This window comes from Streptomyces sp. JLBG701 (assembly GCF_058544905.1).
In genome coordinates this window covers 9,898,360-9,916,263 of record NZ_CM178588.1, presented here as the reverse complement: position 1 = coordinate 9,916,263, position 17,904 = coordinate 9,898,360, and the positions used below count along the sequence as shown (strand labels likewise).

Sequence of the window (17,904 nt, the reverse complement as noted above, 5' to 3'; positions counted from 1 at the left end):
AGCCACCCCCTCAGTGTCAACGTTTTTGTCAACAATCTCATCGACAATCGATGCAGGGGGTGGCTCCAGCGGCCTCAGTCGACGGTCGGCGTGCCGTGGGTGTGGAAGGACGCGATGGTCTTCAGACCCCAGGCCTGCCCCTTCTTCCGCTCCTCCTCGGTCCAGGTGATGAGCGGCCAGTCGGGCGCCAGCACAAGGCGGGTGAGCGGATTGCACAGCTCGATGCGGTTGCCGCCGGGCTCGTAGACGTACAGGAAGAACGTCTGCTGGATGGCGTGCTTGTGCGGGCCCGTCTCGATGAACACACCGGTGTCGATCGCAAGGTCGGCCGCGCGCAGGATGTCCTCGCGAGTGTCGGTCGCGAAGGCGATGTGGTGCAGCCGCCCGGTGCTGCCGGTCCAGTCCGAGGTGTAGACGACGTCGTACGACTTGTTCGTGTACGTCAGCCAGCGCGCCGCGATCTTCCCGCTGTCCAGCTGGATCTGCTCGGTCGGCCGGGCACCGAGCACGTTCTGCTGGAACTCGGCGTTCTCCAGCACGTCGGCGGCGAGGAAGTTGATGTGGTCCAGGCGCCGTACGCTCACGCCCCGGTTGGGCTTGGCCTGCGGCTGGTTCTTCAGCGCGGGCCTGAGCTCCTCGGGGGCCTGGTAGTGCTCGCTCTCCCAGTAGAGGGCGTGCTCGTGGCCGTCGGGGTCGGTGGTGACGTAGAGCTTGCCGAGGCCGGGTTCGTCCTCGACCCACTTGCCGGTGCCGCCCGCGTCCTCGGCCGCCTTCACCCGGCGCTGGAGGGCCTCCTCGCTGGAGGTGCGCAGGGCCAGCCGGCCGAGGCCGGGCTGTTCGCGGGCGGTGAGCACCAGGCTGTGGTGCTCGTAGTCGTCGAAGGTCCGCAGGTAGACCGTGTCCCCGTGCCGCCCGCTGACGGTGAGCCCCAGGTAGTCGGTGAAGAAGGCGACGCTGGCGTCCAGGTCCGGGGTGAACAGCTGGGCGTGGCCGATGTGGGCGATGTCGCCGAGCGGCGGAGTCATCGTTGACCTCCTTGGGGTCGTGGGGGAATCGGCGCCGTCTCGGCGGACCGGGGGAACACGGTGCCGTCGAAGAGCTTGCGGGCCGTGCGGACCACGGCGGTACGGCGGGCGGAAGGCAGGCCGTCGGGGGCGGTCCCGAGACTACTTTCGATGTCCAGGAATCCGGTGGGATGTTCTATGCGAATTCGGTCACTGTCGGGATCAAGTACGGCAAGGTCTGCGCCCACGCCGCCTTCGATCCGCAGGCCTGCGGCGACGCTGGCCGCGCCGAGCACACCGATCGAGGTGTGGCAGCGCACCGGAATGAAGGTGCGGGTGGTGACCGCGCCGCCGTCGCGGGGCGCGGCGAGCAGCGTGACCTTGGGCACGGTGGCGTCCGCGACGTCGCCGAGGCCCATGAGCCGGCCCGCCTCCAGCCGGATCGTGCGGATCCGGTCGGCGAGGTCGACGTTCCCCTCCAGCTCCCGGGGCGACTCGTAGCCGCTTGCCTTGAGGGAGGCGGCCTCGATGAGGACCACCGGCATGCCGTTGTCCACGCAGGTCACGGCCACGCCGTCGATCTCGTCCCGGACGCTGCCGGTGGGCAGCAGCGGGCTCTCGCTCGGCGGGAACTCGATGACCACGGGCGCGGCCGTCCCCGGCACGCCCGAGATCTCGGCGTCGCCCGTGTAGTCGACGCGTCCGCCGGGGGTCGGGAAGGTCGCCGTCGCACGGTCGCCGGTGTTGACCATGCGGATCCGGACGGCTGTCTCCCTCTCGCCCGCCGGGACCAGCCCTCGCTCGACGGCGAACGGGCCGACGCCGGCGAGGATGTTCCCGCAGTTCTGACGGTCGCTCACCTCGGGCCGGTCGACCACGACTTGGAGGAAGAGGTAGTCGACGTCGGCCTGCGGGTCGGCGGAGGGCGAGACCACGGCGACCTTGCTGGTGAGCGGGTGCGCACCGCCCAGGCCGTCGATCTGCCGCTCGTCGGGACTGCCCATGACGCGCAGCAACAGGTCGTCGCGCAGGGCGGGTTCGGCGGGCAGGTCGTCGGCGAGGAAGTAGGCGCCCTTGGAGGTGCCGCCCCGCATCAGCAGACAGGGCACCTCCTCGGGAAGGGAGGTCACGACGACTCCCCCGCGTACTCGTCGTATGTCCTGTACTCGACGCCGAGCCGCTTGAGGGTGTCCCTCAACCCGTAGCGGTCCAGGCCGAGTTGGCCCTGGATGAAGGCGGCGCGGGTGGCGGCCTCCTTCGCCTCGCGGGCCTCGGACTTCTCGGCCGTCTCCCGGGCGCGCTCACGCGGCACGACCACGACACCGTCGTCGTCGGCGAGGATCACGTCGCCGGGGCGGATCACCTGGCCGTCGATGGCGATCGGCACGTTGACCGACCCGCCGGTGGCCTTGACCGTGCCCTGCGAGGAGACCGCCCGGGACCAGGCGGCGAAGCCCATCTCGCGCAGCTCCTGGGTGTCGCGGATGCCCGTGTTCATGATGACTCCCCGCACGCCGCGCTGCTGGAGCGCTGTCGCGAACAGCTCGCCGAACAGGCCGTCCGTACACGGGGAGGTGGTGGTGACGACCAGGATGTCGCCCTCGCCGCACTGCTCCACCGCGGCGTGGATCATGAGGTTGTCGCCGGGCCAGGAGAGCACGGTGACGGCGGTGCCGGCGACCCGTACGCCCTGCTGGACGGGGCGGATCTCCGGGCCCAGGAGACCGGTGCGCCCCATGGCCTCGCTGACGGTGGCCACGCCGTATCCGGCGAGCGCCTCGACGTCCTTGAGCTCCGCCTTCGGCGGGTTGGTGACGATGACGCCGCCCATGGTTATGCCAGCTCCTTCGCGATCTCCGGGAACGGCCGCATGAACGCCTCGGCCATGGTCTTGTGCGCCAGACCCAGGTTGGGACCCGCGTTGCGCTTGAGCTGGACACCGCGGCGGACGGCGAGGTCGGTGTAGTAGTCCCACAGGTGCTGCTGGGCGCCGAGGCACTCCATGGCCTTGCGCTTGGTGTCCCACACCTCGGTGATGTCGAGGAGGACCTCGGGCTTGAAGCCGCTCATCTCGGGCTGGTGCGGCTCGAAGAAGAAGACCGGCGGGGCGCCGATGATCTCGCCCGGGCCGGGGTAGCCGATGGCCTGGGCGAGGATGCGGGCCTCCAGCGCCATGCGGTTGGCGGCCGGGTGGTCGCCGTTGTAGGGGTCCTCGGTCGGGTGGGTGAGGACGACGTCCGGCTGGGTGTCGCGGTAGACCTCGACGAGCTTGTCGGTCAGCTCCGCGGTGACGACCAGCGGGTAGTCGCCGGCGTCGAAGAAGCGGACCTCGGCGCCAAGGGTGGCCGCGGCGCGCTCGGCCTCGTCCCGGCGTATCGCCTTGATCTCGTCGAGCTTCTTCCCCTCGCGCCACGCCTTGGCGGACTCGCCGCGCTCACCGAAGGTCAAGCACGCGATGGTGACCTTCTCGCCCCGGGAGGCGGCCAGGGCGATGGCACCGCCCGCCCGCCACACGAAGTCCCCGGCGTGCGCCGTGACGACAAGAGTCGACCGAGGTGGGGGTGGGGGTCCCCCCGGTCGAGCGGAGTCGAGACTGGGGGAGGGCGCGTCGGCATGCGTCATTGCAGAATCTCCTTGGTGGACAGGTGGGCGCCCGCCCCGCGTGCGTCAGTCGCGCAACGCGTCGATCACGCTGGTGAGGTGGGCGCGGACGGCCCCTTCGGCCGCCTGCGGGTCCCTGGCCGTGATCGCTTCGATCATCGCCAGATGCTCGTTCAGGGACTGCTGCGGACGCCCCGGCCTGAGCGCCAGCTGGAACCGGTGCCGCACCAGCTGGGCGTTGAGCCGCTCCAGCAGCTCGACGGCCGTCTGCTGGCCGGAGAACTCCCGGACCTTGGCGTGCAGTTCGTGGTTGAGGTCGGAGTAGGTCATCGGCTCTCCGTCGGCGACCGCCTTGGACATCGCCGACCCGAGATCCACGAGCTCGGTCAGCTGGTCGTCGCTGGCCGCGACGGCCGCCTTGGCCGCGCACAGTCCCTCCAGGACCATGCGGCACTCCGTGATGGCGACCGCTTCCTCCACGGTCACCACCCGCACGCGCGAACCGCGGTTGCGGATCCGCTCGACCAGCCCCTGGGCCTCCAGGTCGATCAGCGCCGCCCGGATGCTGGCCCGTGTCACACCGAACTGCTCGGCGAGCTCGTTCTCCACCAGCCGCTGGGCCGGTGCCATCTCGCCGTGCAGGATCGCCTGCCGCAGCCGCGTCATCGCGAGCTGTTTGGCCTGCTCTCCGGTGCCCGGACTGGCTTCTTTCGGCATCCTTGCCCTCCCTGAGTGAGTGCCTGTCGAACCTAAATCTAGCCAAACAAGATTGTCAACAATTTTGTCCGCCGTATTGCCTGTGTCCTTGCTGGGTACTACGGTCCCAGCTCATGCCGGCAAAGAGCGCCGTGTTCAGCACGCTGCATCACATCTGCGTCGTCGTGAACGACCTGGAGAAGACCGTCACCTACTACGAGTCCGCGGGCATCGGCCCCTGGCACGACCTGCCCTCCCCCGCGTCCTTCGCCGACGACCTGCGCGTCCCGGACCGCGACGCGTTCTTCGGGCTGCGCTGCAAGTACGCCGACCTCGCGAACATCCAGCTCCAGCTCTGCGAGCCCGGCAAGGGCGAGAGCCCGCAACGGGAGTTCCTGGAAACACATGGCGAGGGAGTCTTTCACCTCGCCTTCGGCGTACCCGACGGCGATGCCGCCGAGACGGAGGCGGCCCGGCTTGGCCTCGACGTCCTGCTGCGCGGCCGACGCCCCGACGGCAGCGGCTTCACCTTGTACGACACGGCGGACGCCGGCGCGGGAGTGATGCTCCAGATCCGCGCCGGCGACCTTGCGTGAGGCCCCGCGGCCGGGTTCACTCCCCGCGATACAGCAGGGTGAGCAGCTCGATCGCGGGCTGGGTCGCGGGGTGCGGGTCGTCCCGCCACCAGACGAGGCGCACGGCGACCGGCCCGGCGTCCCGCACCGGCCGGTAGACGACACCCGGCCGCCGGTACTGGTGGGACGTGGACTCCGCCGTCATGCCGATGCAGCGGCCGGTGGAGATCACGTTCAGCCAGTCGTCGATGTCGTGGGACTCCTCGGTCACCGGGCGCTCGTGCGGCGGCCAGAGCTCCACGGTGGCGGTGCCCGTGCGGCGGTCGACGAGGAGCGTACGTCCGGCGAGGTCGGCGAGCCGGACCGAGCGGCGCCGGGCGAGGGGGTCGTCGGCGGCCAGGGCACACAGCCGGCGTTCGAGCCCCACGATCGCGGAGTCGAACCGCTTGTCCTCCAGAGGCCTGCGCACCACAGCCAGGTCGCACATGCCTTCCCCGAGCCCGGCCGTGGCCGAGTTGACCCGGACCAGGTGCAGGTCCGTGCCCGGATGGAGTTCGCTCCAGCGGCGCTGGAAGGCGACCGTGTGCCGGCCGAGCGCGGACCAGGCGTAACCGACGCGCAGATGGGCGTGGCCCGAGGTGGCCTCCCGGATCAGCTCGTCCGTCTCCGCGAGGACCCGCCGGGCGTGCGCGACGACACGCAGTCCGGTGCTCGTCGGAGTCACCTCACGCGAGGTCCGCCGCAACAGCCTTACACCCAGAGCCCGTTCGAGGGAGGCCAGGGTACGGGAGACGGCCGCCTGCGAGACGTCGAGCGCGATGGCGGCGTCGGTGAAGGTGCCCTCGTCGACGATGGCGACGAGACAGCGCAGCTGCCGCAGTTCCACATCCGCGATACGCGCGTCCATGACGCAAGCGTATAGATGGATCGGCTGATGCATTTTACGCATGAGTACAGGGGCGGCATGCTCGACCCATGCATGGAGCACCCGCGCCCGCGCCCGCCGAGGGTCCCGCCGAAGGGCCCGCGCACCGCCACCTGTCGGCTGCCTCCCCCGAGCCCTCCGCCGGCCATCGCCTCGCCGGTGTGGCCACCATGCTGGGCAGCGGCCTGTCCAGCCAGACCGGCGCCGCGATCGGCTCGCTCGCCTTCCCGGTCCTCGGTCCCGCCGGCGTCGTGGCGATACGCCAGTACGTCGCCGCGGTCGTCCTGCTGGCCGTGGGCCGCCCCCGACTGCGCACATTCACCCGGCGCCAGTGGGGACCGGTCCTGCTGCTGGCCCTGGTGTTCGCCACGATGAACCTGTCGCTGTACACCGCCGTGGACCGCGTCGGCCTCGGGCTCGCCGTGACCCTGGAGTTCCTGGGCCCCCTGACCATCGCGCTGGCCGGGTCGCGCCGGCGTACGGACGCGTGCTGCGGGCTGCTGGCGGCGGCGGGCGTCGTCACGCTGATGCGACCGCAGCCGTCCACCGACTACCTGGGGATGGGCCTCGCCTTGCTGGCCGCCGCCTGCTGGGCGGCGTACATCCTGCTCAACCGCACGGTCGGCCGCCGGCTGCCCGGGGTGGAGGGTTCGGCAGCCGCGGCCGGGGTCTCGGCGCTCCTGTTCCTGCCGATCGGCCTGGCCACAGCCCTCCACCACCCGCCGACCCTGACGGCCGTAGCCTGCGCGGTGGCGGCAGGCGTGCTCTCCTCGGCGCTCCCCTTCCTGGCGGACCTGCAGACACTGCGCCGCGTCCCCGCCCACACCTTCAGCCTCTTCATGAGCGCCCACCCGGTCCTCGCGGCACTGGTCGGCTGGGTGATCCTCGGCCAGTCGCTGGGCTGGACGGACTGGACGGCGATCGGCGCGGTGGTGGCCGCGAACGCGCTGAGCATCGTCACGTCGCGCCCTTGACGCGGACCACCGCAGCGCCTTTAAGGGCGCGGGGAACTGCGCGACCAGCCACGACGACGCCGCAGCCGAACGACGACACATCGCGGCACTCCCCTAACACAAGGACTCCGGAACCCTCCCCTCATACGCTGCCCGCAGCAACGCAAGCACCTCGTCCACCGTCACCCGCCAAGTCGTTCTCGGCCAGCCCCAGTTCGGCGAGGGAACGAGGCGCACCAAGACCACCGGCCAGCTGCCACAGAGCCGTTGGGGCGTCGTCGGCGTCGAGCGCACGGGCCACAGCCGCAGGCGCGTTGAAGGCCAGGGCGTACGGCAGTACCACCGTGTGTGTCTCGGCATGCCGGAGGCCAAACGTGCCCCCGAGCACATGACAGATCTTGTGGTGCAGCCCCATCGTGGTGGCACCCAGACAGGACCCGCACAGCCAGGCCCCGTACAGGGCACGCCCGCGCGCCTCCAACGAGGCAGGATCGGCGGCCACTTCGGGAAGGGCGCGCGCCATCGCCCGCACGCCCTCCTGCGCCATCAGAGCGATCAGCGGCGCGTTCGCCGCCGCCCACCAGGTCGATGTCCGCGCCGAGTTCACGTACCGGCGACTCGGTCATGTGGAAGGGGCCGAGGACGGTCGACTCGGCGGCGCCGGGCGCGCGGTGACCGTTGATCGTCTCGACGAGCATCGACAGACCGAGCACGTCCGACAGGAGGATGAACTCCTGTCGGGTGTCCGTGCACATCTGTCCCGTGGCCGTCAGAAAGCCGACTGCCCGCTCCCACTCCGCCTGCGTCAGCCGCGTCTCGCGCGCGAAGTCGTGGAGGTGGCGGATCAGGCCGGTGAGCAGTTCGCGCAGTCGCGGATCGGCGGTGGCGCGCAGACTGTGCACCGCTTCGTCCGTGACCGTGGTCTCCGTGGCATCGGTGGTGATACCGGCACGATGTCACGCCTTCCGGTTCCACCTCACCGACGACGCTATTGAATATTCAATTCAGCGAACCTAGCATCATCCGGTGGATCCATTCATCCATGCGTCCATATGCCGTCTCCATGTCCCATCTACATGTCGTGGAAGGGGAATCCGTGTTCTCAGCCCTGCGTGTCAGACGTCCGGCCGCCCTCCTGCTGGTGGCCGCCGCGCTGACCGCCCCGTCGTTGCCGACGGCGGCGTCCGCCACCCCGAAGGCGCCGCTCCCCCAGGTATGGCCGACTCCGCAGCACATCGAGACGACGGGACCGGGTCGACTCACCGTCCCCGACCGGGTCGTTGAGGTCGTCGGCCCCGGCACCGACCCGTCGGCCCGCCGCCTCGTCGAGTCCGTCCTGCGCGAGGCCGGAGCCGACAGGATCGTCACCGTCGACAAGCCTCCCGCGAAGGCCGCGTTCACGGTCTACGTCGGCGGCCCGGACGAAAACAGCGCGACCGGGCACGCGTTGCGACAACTGGGCGCCACCTCCCCGTCCAGCCTGCCCTCAGGCGGTTACGTCCTCGCGTCCGGCCGCGACCGTGGACGGTCCGTCGTCGCCCTCTCCGGCATCGACACGACCGGCACCTTCTACGCGGCCCAGACCCTGCGCCAACTGGTCACCGGACAAGGCGCCTTGCCCGAAGTCACCGTCCGCGACTGGCCGACCGCCGCCCTGCGCGGAGTCATCGAGGGTTTCTACGGCACGCCCTGGACGCACACCGAGCGACTGAGCCAACTCGACTTCTACGGACGTACGAAGCAGAACGTGTACGTCTACTCCCCCAAGGACGACGACTATCTGCGTGCCCGCTGGCGCGACGAGTACCCGGCAGCCGAGCTGGCCCAGCTGAAGGAACTGGTCGACCACGCCGACGCCAACCACGTCCGCTTCACCTACGCCCTCTCCCCGGGCCTGTCGGTCTGTTACTCCTCGGACGCGGACGTCCAGGCCCTGACCGCCAAGTTCGACTCCCTGTACGACATCGGTGTCCGCTCCTTCGCGATACCGCTGGACGACATCAGCTACACCAAGTGGAACTGCGACGCCGACGAGCAGGAGTTCGGCACCGGTGGCGGCGCGGCGGGCGCGGCCCAGGCCCGGTTGCTCAACCAGGTGTGGGGGGAGTTCTCCGCCACCCACACCGGGCTCCAGCCGCTGGAGATGGTCCCCACCGAGTACTCGGACCTCGCCGACTCGCCCTACAAGACGGCGCTGCGGGAGAAGTTGGATCCGTCGGTCGTCGTCGAGTGGACCGGCGTCGGCGTGATCGCCCCGACCATCACGGCCGCACAAGTCGCCGAGGCCCGTGAGGTGTTCGGCCACCCGATCCTGGTCTGGGACAACTACCCGGTCAACGACTATGTCACCAGCCGCCTCCTGCTCGGCCCGTACACGGGACGGGAGGCCGCCGTGGCCAGGGCCGCGACCGGCGTCACCGCCAACCCGATGATCCAGGGCGAGGCGAGCAAGATCGCCCTGTTCACCTCAGCCACCTACCTCTGGAACCCCAACGCCTACGACCCCCGGGCCGCATTCCTCGCCTCCGTCCGCGACTTGGGCGGCCCCACGGCGGCCAAATGGCTGCGGATCTTCGCGGAGAACAACTACTCCTCCCAGCTGGACGCGACCGAGTCCCCCACCCTGACCCGGCTCATCGCCGCCTTCCGCTCCGCCTACGAGCAGGACAGCGGTCTCGACGAGGCCGCCGACGCGCTCAAGGCGTACTTCACCGACATGGCCGCCACACCCGCCGAGTTGCGGGCCCATCTCGCCAACCCCGGCTTCCTTCAGGAGACTTCGGCCTGGCTGGACAAGCTCGGCAGCTACGGCACGGCGGGCTTCACGGCCGTAGACCTGCTGCTGGCGAACAAGCAGGGTGACGCCGACGCGGTCTCCACGTACTGGAACCGGCTAAGGACCCAGCGCAAGGAACTGGACGCGATCCCGCAGCAGGTCTCCCCGGGCGTCATGGACCAGTTCCTCTACACGACGATGCTGGAGAACGCCCCCGACCCGGGCGTCGATGCCTCCTTCTCCCCCAACTCCCTCACCTTGAAGCCGGGCGCCTCCGAGACCGTGACCCTCGAACTCTCGGACAAGGAAGCCCGCACGGTCACCTGGAAACTCGACGTACCGGCCGGCGTCACGGCCTCGCCGACCGAGGGCACGGTGAACGTCCCGGCCGGGGGCACCGCCTCGGCCACCGTCACCCTCACCGCGGTCAAGGAGGGCGTCCACTCCATCGTGGTGTCGGGCACGGGCATCCTCGACCGGGCGATACCGGTACGGGTCGCCGACGGCGAGGGCTCGCCGAAGGCCCTGACGGCCAACTTCAGTGGCGCATCGGTCAGTTCGATCGACCTGACCTCCGCCAAGACCACCGACATAGCTGTCGGCAACAACCCGGGCGAGGTCGTCGTGAGCGCCGACGGCCGTACCGCCTACGCCGCCAACCAGGGCTCGAACACGGTCAGCGTCATCGACGTGGCGAGCAGCACGGTGACCGCCACGGTCGTGGTGGGCCACGTCCCCGCCGGGTTGGCGCTCACTCCGGACGGCGGAACGCTGTGGGTCGCCAACTACACGGACGGAACGGTCCAGCCGGTGGACACCGGCACCTTGGAGGCGGGCGCGGTCATCACGGTCGGGTCCGGGCCGGAGAACATGGCGATCACTCCGGACGGCCGGACGCTGTACGTGGCCAACATCCACGACAACACGGTCACACCGGTCGACCTCTCGACGAAGAAGGCCGGCGCGGCGATCCAGGTCGGCCCCAGGCCCTTCAACGTAGTCGCCGCACCGGACGGGAAGACGGTGTACGTGTCCAACTCCGGCGGCTCAACGGTGACTCCGATCGACACGGCAACGAACGACACCGAGCCAACACTCCTGGTCACCGGCCAGGCTTACGGCCTCGCCCTGTCACCGGACGGCCGGACACTGTGGGTCAGCCCGAGCACCGGGGACTACGTCACGCCCGTGGACACGGTCACCGGAGCCCCGGGCAAGCAAATCACCGTAGGCAAGTCAGCCTTCGACGTAGCCCTGAACTGGAACGGCACCACGGCATACGTCACCACGGCCGACGGAAACGTACTGGTGCCGATAGACGTGACCTCAGGCACGTCAGGGTCGCCGTTCTCCACGGGCGCCTATCCACTGGCGGCGGCCCTAACCCCCTAAGGGGTGCGGGGCTGTATCGATATGCGGCTCCGCCGCGTAGGCGCGACAAGCCCCCACCGCCCCGCAGCCGACAACGCACCCCCAACGGAGCCCTCAACTGGCGGTACGCCGAATCCTCCCGGCGTACCGCTCCTCCAACTCCAGGTTCCCCTCAAACCCGCCAGGCACATTGGCCGAGACATAAACCGGCGGACGTTCACCGGAGTCGAGAAGCAACCTAGACGCCTCGGCGACGGCCATCTGCACCAACATCACCCCGGTCAACGTCGACAACGCACACACCGCGCCCCCACCCGGAAGCTCCAGCAACGCATCCCCACGCGGCGCCGCGTTATCAAGAACGACGTCGGCAAGGTCGACAAGCTTCTTGCCGCTGGAGTGCCCGGCGGGAACGGCCCGAGTATGGGTGAGCGAGGTGATGGCCAGGAGCCGATGGCCGCGTTCCTTGACCTTCAGCGCCATCTCCACGATGACGTTGTTGACGCCGGAGTTGGAGATGATCACGAAGAGGTCCTGCGGACGCGGACCGGCCAGGTCGTAGAGACGCGCGGCCACTCCGGGCTCACGCTCCAGGAGGGGGTTGTCGAGAACGCTCGGGGAGTCACCGCCGTACAGAACGAGGTCGGCGATGCTGAGCCGATTCGTCGGCACCAACCCCCCGGCACGCCCGGCGAGTTCAAGGACCATGGCCTGGGAGTGGCCGGTGCCGAACGCCTGGATGACACCGTCCGCACGGATGCAGTCGGCGATCAGTTCCGCGGCCCGGGTGACCTCCTCGCGGGCGGACTCGGTGATGCGGTCGAGGACGGTCAGGCTCTCGCGCGCGAAGCCCTCGGCGCTCACGGACTCGTCGGACACGGACACTCCCCACCGGTGGATTGAACCACCTCGTACATCACATTAGGTGAATCAATAAATCACACGCGAGGTGTCGCGAGCAACGGACGGCCCCGGTCCTGGCCGTCGCCCCTGACCTTCGGTCCTGAGATTCAATCTGTGACATGAACGGTGGCTGATACCTTCTTTCCATGCCCCCGACAGACGTCACCACACTGATCCGCACCGAGCTTCCCCGGCTGGCCGGCTCCCTGCGGAAGGTCGGCGACCTGATCCTGGAGGATCCGGCCGCCGTCACCCACTGCTCGGCCGCCGAGCTGGGCCGTCGCACCGGTACCTCCCAGGCGACGGTGACCCGCTTCTGCCGGGCCATCGGCCTCGACTCCTACCAGCACCTGCTGATCGAGCTGGCCCAGGAGCGCGGCCGCGGCGAGGTGTCCGACTGGGGCACCGCCGAGATCGGCCCGGACATCTCCCCCGACGACAGTCTGGAACGGGTCGTGCAGGTCGTCGGCAACGCCGACCTGCGCGCGGTCCAGCAGACCATCGACCGGATCGACCTGGACGCCATGGAGCGCGCGGCCCAGGCGACGGCCCGCGCCCGGCGCATCGACGTGTACGGCGTCGGCGGCAGCGGAGCGGTGGCCCAGGAGACCGAGACCCGCCTCTTCCGCATCGGCTGCGCGGTGCGCGGCTGGACCGAGGTGCACGCGGCCGCCACCTCCGCCGCCCTGCTCACCCCGGCGGACGTCGCCATCGGTATCTCGCACACCGGGGCGACCCGCGAGACGGTCGAGCCGCTGGAGCTGGCCAAGGAGCGCGGGGCGACGACCGTGGCGATCACCTCCGACCCGCGCTCACCGCTCGCCAAGGCCGCCGACATCCGGCTCATCTCGTCCGCCTCGGAGACCAACTTCCTCACCGGGATCGGCGGCCGGCACTCCGTCCTGGTCCTGATCGACTGCCTCTACGTCCGGGTCGCCCAGCTCTCCTACCAGCGCGCGAGCACCTCCCTGGCGCTGACCGACCACATCATCCCGCAGCATGCGATGAAGTCCCGGCGCAGTCGCTGAGCGCAGCCGGGTTTGCATGGATGAACCACCGAGGAAACGTCAAGGTGGTTGTTTGAACCATCTCGCCGATGCCAGGATGGGGCTCCGCCGAGCAGTCGTAGGAGCCCCATGCGCGTCATCTCCGTCGAGTCGACCGAGCTCTTCGTCGGCACCGCCGAGCAGCCGTACCAGGTGGTGGTCGCCGAGATCGAGCACATCCCGGGCCGGTCGGTCCGGCTCACCGCCGAGGGCCCGGGGGGTCTGCACAGCGTCGGGGAGACACTCGCCACCGTCGGCGAGGACGGCACCGTACGCGCCGAGATACCCGTGGCCGGCGACAGCGACCAGGTCACCGTCACTGCGGCCGACGGAGACCAACTGGCCTCCGGTACCGCCGAGTTCACGGCGGCCGAGCCCGGCTGGACCATGTTCATGGTCAGCCACTTCCACTACGACCCCGTGTGGTGGAACACCCAGGCCGCCTACACCGAGACCTGGGACGTCGCCGACGACCCGGCCACCAGCGGACTGCCCGCCCGCACCTTCGACTCCCGCGGCCAGTCCGGGATGAGCCTGGTGCGCGCCCACTGCGATCTGGCGCGCCGCGACCCGGCGTACACCTTCGTGCTGGCGGAGGTCGACTACCTCAAGCCGTACTGGGACGCCTTCCCCGAGGAACGCGCCTTCCTGCGCGAGCTGATCCGCACCGGCCGCGTCGAGATCATGGGCGGCACCTACAACGAGCCCAACACCAATCTCACCGGCGCCGAGGCCACCGTACGGAACGCCTTGTACGGCGACGGATACCAGCGCGGGATCATGGGGGCATCCCCGGAGACCGCCTGGCAGTTGGACGCCTTCGGGCACGATCCGCAGTTCCCTGGGCTGATGGCGGACGCGGGGGTCACCTCCAGCTCGTGGGCGCGCGGGCCCTTCCACCAGTGGGGTCCGGCGCTGTCCGTGTTCGGTGAGGAGCCGCGGGACGCGACGCGGATGCAGTTCCCCGCCGAGTTCTCGTGGATCGCACCGTCCGGGCGCGGGCTGCTGACCGCCTACATGGTCAACCACTACGGCGCCGGCTGGGCGATCGACAACGCGCCCACGCTGCCGGAGGCTCAGGCGGCCGCGTTCAAGCTGTTCAAGGGGCTCAAGAAGGTCGCGCTCACCCGCAATGTGCTGCTCCCGGTCGGCGGTGACTACGCCCCGCCGTGCCGCTGGGTGATGGGCATCCACCGGGACTGGAACGCCCGTTACGTCTGGCCGCGCTTCGTCAGCGCGATCCCGCGGGACTTCTTCGCCGCCGTACGGGGGGAGTTGGAGACCGAGGGGCGTAAGGCGTCGCCGCAGACGCGCGACATGAATCCCGTCTACACCGGCAAGGACGTCTCCTACATCGACACCAAGCAGGCCCAGCGCCACGGCGAGACGGTGCTCGCCGACGCGGAGGCCTGGGCGACGCTCGCCTCGCTCGTCACCGGCCACCCCTACCCGGACGCGGCCCTCGACAAGGCCTGGCGGCAGCTCATCTACGGCGCCCACCACGACGCCATCACCGGCTCAGAGTCCGACCAGGTGTACATCGACCTGATGACGGGCTGGCGCGAGCTGTACGACCTCGCAGAGGCCGTGCACACCGACGCGACGCAGGCGCTCGCCGACGCGGTAACTCCCTGGCGGGGAACGGACCTTGTCGTCTTCAACTCCGCGACCTGGGAGCGCCGGGACGTGCTGACGGTCGAGGACCCGGGACTCGTCCCGCTGGACGACACCGGCGTGCCACTGCCCGCCGTACGCGAGGACGGCGAACTCCGGGTCGTCGTACCGGAGATGCCCGGCATGGGCCTCAAGGCCCTTCCGCTCGCGGAGGGTTCAGTCGCCGGGTGGACGGCGGGCGAGGGTGCCACCATCCGCAACGAGTTCTACGAGGTGACGGTCGACCCCGCGCGCGGCGGCGCCGTCAGCGGTCTGCGCGCGCTGGCCGAGGGGGACGGCGGCCGGGAGTTGCTGCGCCCCGGCGACATCGGCAACGAACTCGTCGTACAGGAGGAGTACTCAAGGCATCCGCGCTTCGGCGAGGGCCCTTGGCACCTCACCCCGACCGGAACGACCGCCGCTCGCAGCGGAGATGTGACCGCTGACATCGATGTCGAGCACTCCCCCGCCGGGTCGCGGATCACCGTCACCGCCGACCTCGGCCTGTTCCGGTACACGCAGCGGCTGTGCCTGTGGAAGGGCGTGCCGCGGCTGGACGTGTCCACCACCATCGACGGCTACGACGGCGCCGACCGGCTGATCCGGGTCCGCTGGCCCTCCGACGTGCGGGGCGGACTGCCGGTGCACGAGGTGGCGGACGCCGTGATCGGGCGCGGGTTCGGGTTCGTGGAGGTGGACAGCGAGCAGTTCCCGTGGACGCTCGACAACCCGGCCAACACCTGGTTCGGGCTGGGGTCCACGGCCCGGGTCGCGGTCCACGACGACTCCGGCACCCTGCTGGGTCAACGCTCCCTCGGTGTGGCCGAGTTGGTGTACGCGGACTGGGGCACGGCCGGTGAGCTGGGCACCCCGCTCGCCGCGGCCCTCGTCCGCGCGGGCGTCACCGCGACCTCGACCATCGCCGGCGGGCCCCGTTACGGCGACCTCGAAGTCGACTCGAACCTGCCCGACATCCGGATCGCCGTCGGCGGCCCCGAACGCAACTCCCTCGTCGCCGAGGCGCTCGCCATGGACCCGGCCGCCGGCCGCGAGCTGCGCCGGCAACTGACCGAACAGGGCGTGGCGTCCGTCTGGGTCGCGCCGCGCGCCTCCCTGCGCGAGGAGTGGGTGCCCGGCGCCGACCTGCGCGACCTCGAACGGCTGCCGCTGCTGGTGGTGGCGGGCACCGACACGGAGGGCGACGCGAAGGCGGTCGACGCGCTGATCGCCGACCTGGACGACTTCAGCGTCACGGCCACGGCGGCGGGCGGCGGCGAGGCCCTGCCGCCGGGCGACGCCTGGGACGGCCGCAGCTTCGCCGTCCTGAACCGGGGCACGCCCGGCTGCGTGGTCACCGCCTCCGGCGACCTCTACATGTCGCTGATGCGCTCGTGCACGGGCTGGCCCTCCGGCATCTGGGTGGACCCGCCCCGGCGTACGGCCCCCGACGGCTCGGCGTTCCAACTCCAGCGCTGGTCCCACACGTTCGAGTACGCCGTCGTCGCGGGCGCCGGTGACTGGCGGGAGGCGCGACTGCCCCAGGCCGGGCACGAGTTCAACCACCCACTCAGGGCACGGACCCGGCAACCCTCGGACACCACCGCCCTGCCACGGCAGGCAACCCTGCTGGCCCTCGAACCCGCGGGCGAGGTGCTGCTCGACGCGCTCAAGCCGCTCGGCTCCCCCCTCGCACGAGGCAGCGTGGCACCGGCCGACCCGGGGCGCGGAGTCGTCGTACGGATGCACGAGGTGAACGGACGCCCCGCCCACGCGCGCGTGCACGGACCGCTGGAGTGGACGCGGGGCGCCCGAGCGGACGTACTGGAGCGGCCCGGGGAGCCGCTGGGGCCGGACGGGACGGGAGGTCTCCGCCTCGGCCTGACCGGCTTCGAGGTCGCCACGGTCCTGGCCACGCCCCGCACCACCCCCACCTCCTCCGATCCCGGGATCGCGGCCCACGAGCCCGCCCAGCCGGTCCACACCCGCTACTGGCTCCACAACTCCGGCCCCGCCCCCCGCGGCAACATGCCGGTCGCGGTGTATGTCTCGCCCGCCGCCCTCACGGTCTCCGGGCCCGTCACCGCGACCGTCCGGGTCGGCTCGGAGCTCACCGACGCACCGGTGTCCGGCACCGTGACCCTGCGGGTACCGCCCGGCTGGTCCGCCGAGCCGGCCGAACTCCCCTACGCCCTGGGCCCCGGCGGCTTCACGCTCGCCGAGGTCACGGTCACGCCACCGCCCGACGCCCCACCCGGGCGCCACTGGCTCGCCGCGCGGCTGTCGTACCGGGGGCAGGTGTACGAGGACGTCGTGGCCCTCGACGTGCCGGGCGCGGCGGTGGACGGTGAGCCGGACGGGCGCACCGGACCGACTCTCGTGTCCCGACTGGGAGTTGAACGCGTCGAAGTGCGCCGGGGTGAGCGCGTCCGGGTCCCGATGACCGTGCGGAACACGACCCGCGGGCCGGTCAGCGGCACGCTGTGGGCCGTGTCCTCCTGGGAGACCTGGCCGGGGGTCGGTCCCGGCTGCCAGGGCTTCACAGTGGGCGCCGGGGAGCGGCTGGAGTGCGTGATCGAGGTGGACGGCTCTGCGGTGCCGCCGGGGTCGTACTGGCTGATGGCGAAGGTCGCCTGGAACGGCTGCGTGGCCTATACGGAGGCCGTCGCGCTGGAGGTGACGGCGTGACGCGTCTTCCCGAGGGTGCCGCCGCTGTCGTACGCGGTGCGGCCCTCCCCGAGGCGCGTGTGGACGCGCTGTTGAAGGCCGTACCGGCGCGTGACCGCGAGACCCGGCCCGAGGCCCTGGCGAGGGCCGAGCGGCAGCGTAGACGGTGGGCCACGCAGGTGGTCGTCGTGGACGAGCTGGCCCGACGGGCCTGTGTGGAGCGGGGGTTGAAGCCGCCCGAGGAGGTGTCGCCCACGCGGGTGCTCGCCGTGGCGGAGACGGACGTCGCCGATCTCGGCAGCATCGTCGCGGTGGCGCTGGCCCACTCCCCGGCCGCCCGGCTCCTGCTCGGCGAGCTGGAGAGCGAGCAGGCCGTCCCCGGGCCCGCCGTGCGGGACTACTACGAGCGCAACCGGGATCGTTACCTCACTCCCGACGCACTGCGGCGCGGTGTCGACCCGTTCGGCGGGGCGGCCCCGGAGGACTACCTGCCGTACGAACTGGCACGTGAGGGCATCCTGCGCGAACTGCGGCGGGCGCGGGGCCGGCTGGCCTTCTTCGACTGGCTCGACCGGGCACGGGGCGGGGTTGTGTACGCCTCCGGGCACGAGCACCCGGGCGATCCCACGCACTCGGACCACGAGCACCGGCACTGAATCATTGAGCTGAATCAGCGCGCCGATCGCGGTGTTGATCGCGGACGGAACCTAAACGCAACACGGCAACCCATTGACCTC

The 17,904-nt window shown here is 70.6% G+C and carries 13 protein-coding genes and 2 pseudogenes; 6 read left to right on the top strand and 9 right to left on the bottom strand.

The genetic code is table 11. The annotated features are described in order from the left end of the window. Positions 1-74 precede the first annotated feature (74 nt). Genes AC5DRG_RS45295 through AC5DRG_RS45275 form a run of 5 tightly spaced genes read right to left on the bottom strand, consistent with a single transcriptional unit; the run spans position 75 to position 4,322 of the window. Positions 75-1,025, bottom strand: coding sequence for a catechol 2,3-dioxygenase (locus tag AC5DRG_RS45295; RefSeq protein WP_491805964.1), 951 nt, complete (start codon positions 1,023-1,025; stop codon positions 75-77). Then, positions 1,022-2,134, bottom strand: a complete 1,113-nt coding sequence (locus AC5DRG_RS45290; RefSeq protein WP_491805962.1) for a 4-oxalomesaconate tautomerase — start codon at positions 2,132-2,134, stop codon at positions 1,022-1,024. The genes AC5DRG_RS45295 and AC5DRG_RS45290 overlap by 4 nt, the downstream gene beginning before the upstream one ends. Beyond that, positions 2,131-2,835 carry a 4-carboxy-4-hydroxy-2-oxoadipate aldolase/oxaloacetate decarboxylase gene (locus AC5DRG_RS45285; protein ID WP_491805960.1) on the bottom strand — a complete coding sequence of 235 codons (705 nt, stop codon included), beginning with the start codon at positions 2,833-2,835 and terminating at the stop codon, positions 2,131-2,133. Before AC5DRG_RS45285 ends, AC5DRG_RS45290 begins: the two co-directional genes overlap by 4 nt. A 2-nt stretch (positions 2,836-2,837) precedes the next feature. Continuing rightward, entirely contained in the window at positions 2,838-3,626 is a 789-nt protein-coding gene (locus AC5DRG_RS45280) for a PIG-L deacetylase family protein (RefSeq protein WP_491805958.1), read from the bottom strand. Between the two features lie 45 nt (positions 3,627-3,671). After that, positions 3,672-4,322 carry a GntR family transcriptional regulator gene (locus AC5DRG_RS45275; protein WP_491805957.1) on the bottom strand — a complete coding sequence of 217 codons (651 nt, stop codon included), beginning with the start codon at positions 4,320-4,322 and terminating at the stop codon, positions 3,672-3,674. 113 nt (positions 4,323-4,435) lie between these two features. Here AC5DRG_RS45275 and AC5DRG_RS45270 point away from each other — a divergent pair, with 113 nt between their 5' ends. Next, on the top strand, positions 4,436-4,897 hold the full coding sequence (locus tag AC5DRG_RS45270) for a VOC family protein (protein WP_491805955.1): 462 nt from the start codon (positions 4,436-4,438) through the stop codon (positions 4,895-4,897). 16 nt (positions 4,898-4,913) lie between these two features. Here AC5DRG_RS45270 and AC5DRG_RS45265 read toward each other — a convergent pair whose 3' ends face one another. Then, positions 4,914-5,783 (bottom strand): LysR family transcriptional regulator, encoded by an 870-nt coding sequence (locus AC5DRG_RS45265; RefSeq protein WP_491805953.1) that lies wholly within the window; start codon positions 5,781-5,783, stop codon positions 4,914-4,916. Between the two features lie 68 nt (positions 5,784-5,851). On the opposite strand from AC5DRG_RS45265, the gene AC5DRG_RS45260 reads away from it, so the two are divergent. Next, positions 5,852-6,775 carry an EamA family transporter gene (locus AC5DRG_RS45260; RefSeq protein WP_491805951.1) on the top strand — a complete coding sequence of 308 codons (924 nt, stop codon included), beginning with the start codon at positions 5,852-5,854 and terminating at the stop codon, positions 6,773-6,775. 93 nt (positions 6,776-6,868) lie between these two features. On the opposite strand, the pseudogene AC5DRG_RS45255 reads toward AC5DRG_RS45260, so the two are convergent. Then, positions 6,869-7,334: pseudogene (locus tag AC5DRG_RS45255) on the bottom strand (dehydroquinate synthase/iron-containing alcohol dehydrogenase family protein); the annotation flags it as partial. Continuing rightward, a pseudogene (locus AC5DRG_RS45250) lies at positions 7,321-7,698 on the bottom strand (dioxygenase); the annotation flags it as partial. The pseudogenes AC5DRG_RS45255 and AC5DRG_RS45250, both read right to left, overlap by 14 nt. A gap of 152 nt (positions 7,699-7,850) precedes the next feature. Between AC5DRG_RS45250 and AC5DRG_RS45245 the strand changes: the two are divergent. After that, a complete protein-coding gene (locus AC5DRG_RS45245) occupies positions 7,851-10,922 on the top strand; it encodes a beta-N-acetylglucosaminidase domain-containing protein (RefSeq protein ID WP_491805949.1) in 3,072 nt (1,023 codons plus the stop codon). Between the two features lie 93 nt (positions 10,923-11,015). Here AC5DRG_RS45245 and AC5DRG_RS45240 read toward each other — a convergent pair whose 3' ends face one another. After that, on the bottom strand, positions 11,016-11,780 hold the full coding sequence (locus tag AC5DRG_RS45240) for a sugar isomerase domain-containing protein (protein ID WP_491805947.1): 765 nt from the start codon (positions 11,778-11,780) through the stop codon (positions 11,016-11,018). Positions 11,781-11,950: 170 nt separating this feature from the next. On the opposite strand from AC5DRG_RS45240, the gene AC5DRG_RS45235 reads away from it, so the two are divergent. From AC5DRG_RS45235 to AC5DRG_RS45225, 3 genes are all read left to right on the top strand, one after another. Next, entirely contained in the window at positions 11,951-12,832 is an 882-nt protein-coding gene (locus AC5DRG_RS45235; RefSeq protein ID WP_491805945.1) for a MurR/RpiR family transcriptional regulator, read from the top strand. A gap of 108 nt (positions 12,833-12,940) precedes the next feature. Beyond that, positions 12,941-17,188 carry a glycoside hydrolase family 38 N-terminal domain-containing protein gene (locus tag AC5DRG_RS45230; RefSeq protein ID WP_491805943.1) on the top strand — a complete coding sequence of 1,416 codons (4,248 nt, stop codon included), beginning with the start codon at positions 12,941-12,943 and terminating at the stop codon, positions 17,186-17,188. Further along, the gene (locus tag AC5DRG_RS45225) at positions 17,185-17,823 is read left to right on the top strand and encodes a peptidyl-prolyl cis-trans isomerase (protein ID WP_491805942.1); all 639 of its coding nucleotides are present in this window, start codon (positions 17,185-17,187) and stop codon (positions 17,821-17,823) included. The genes AC5DRG_RS45230 and AC5DRG_RS45225 overlap by 4 nt, the downstream gene beginning before the upstream one ends. Positions 17,824-17,904 lie beyond the last annotated feature (81 nt).

What these genes read in the sequence shown, in the direction of transcription:
- AC5DRG_RS45280 (WP_491805958.1), bottom strand. Translation starts at nt 3,626, where the DNA reads ATGACGCATGCCGACGCGCCCTCCCCCAGTCTCGACTCCGCTCGACCG.
- AC5DRG_RS45270 (WP_491805955.1), top strand. Translation starts at nt 4,436, where the DNA reads ATGCCGGCAAAGAGCGCCGTGTTCAGCACGCTGCATCACATCTGCGTC.
- AC5DRG_RS45285 (WP_491805960.1), bottom strand. Translation starts at nt 2,835, where the DNA reads ATGGGCGGCGTCATCGTCACCAACCCGCCGAAGGCGGAGCTCAAGGAC.
- AC5DRG_RS45275 (WP_491805957.1), bottom strand. Translation starts at nt 4,322, where the DNA reads ATGCCGAAAGAAGCCAGTCCGGGCACCGGAGAGCAGGCCAAACAGCTC.
- AC5DRG_RS45235 (WP_491805945.1), top strand. Translation starts at nt 11,951, where the DNA reads ATGCCCCCGACAGACGTCACCACACTGATCCGCACCGAGCTTCCCCGG.
- AC5DRG_RS45265 (WP_491805953.1), bottom strand. Translation starts at nt 5,783, where the DNA reads ATGGACGCGCGTATCGCGGATGTGGAACTGCGGCAGCTGCGCTGTCTC.
- AC5DRG_RS45230 (WP_491805943.1), top strand. Translation starts at nt 12,941, where the DNA reads ATGCGCGTCATCTCCGTCGAGTCGACCGAGCTCTTCGTCGGCACCGCC.
- AC5DRG_RS45260 (WP_491805951.1), top strand. Translation starts at nt 5,852, where the DNA reads ATGCATGGAGCACCCGCGCCCGCGCCCGCCGAGGGTCCCGCCGAAGGG.
- AC5DRG_RS45295 (WP_491805964.1), bottom strand. Translation starts at nt 1,025, where the DNA reads ATGACTCCGCCGCTCGGCGACATCGCCCACATCGGCCACGCCCAGCTG.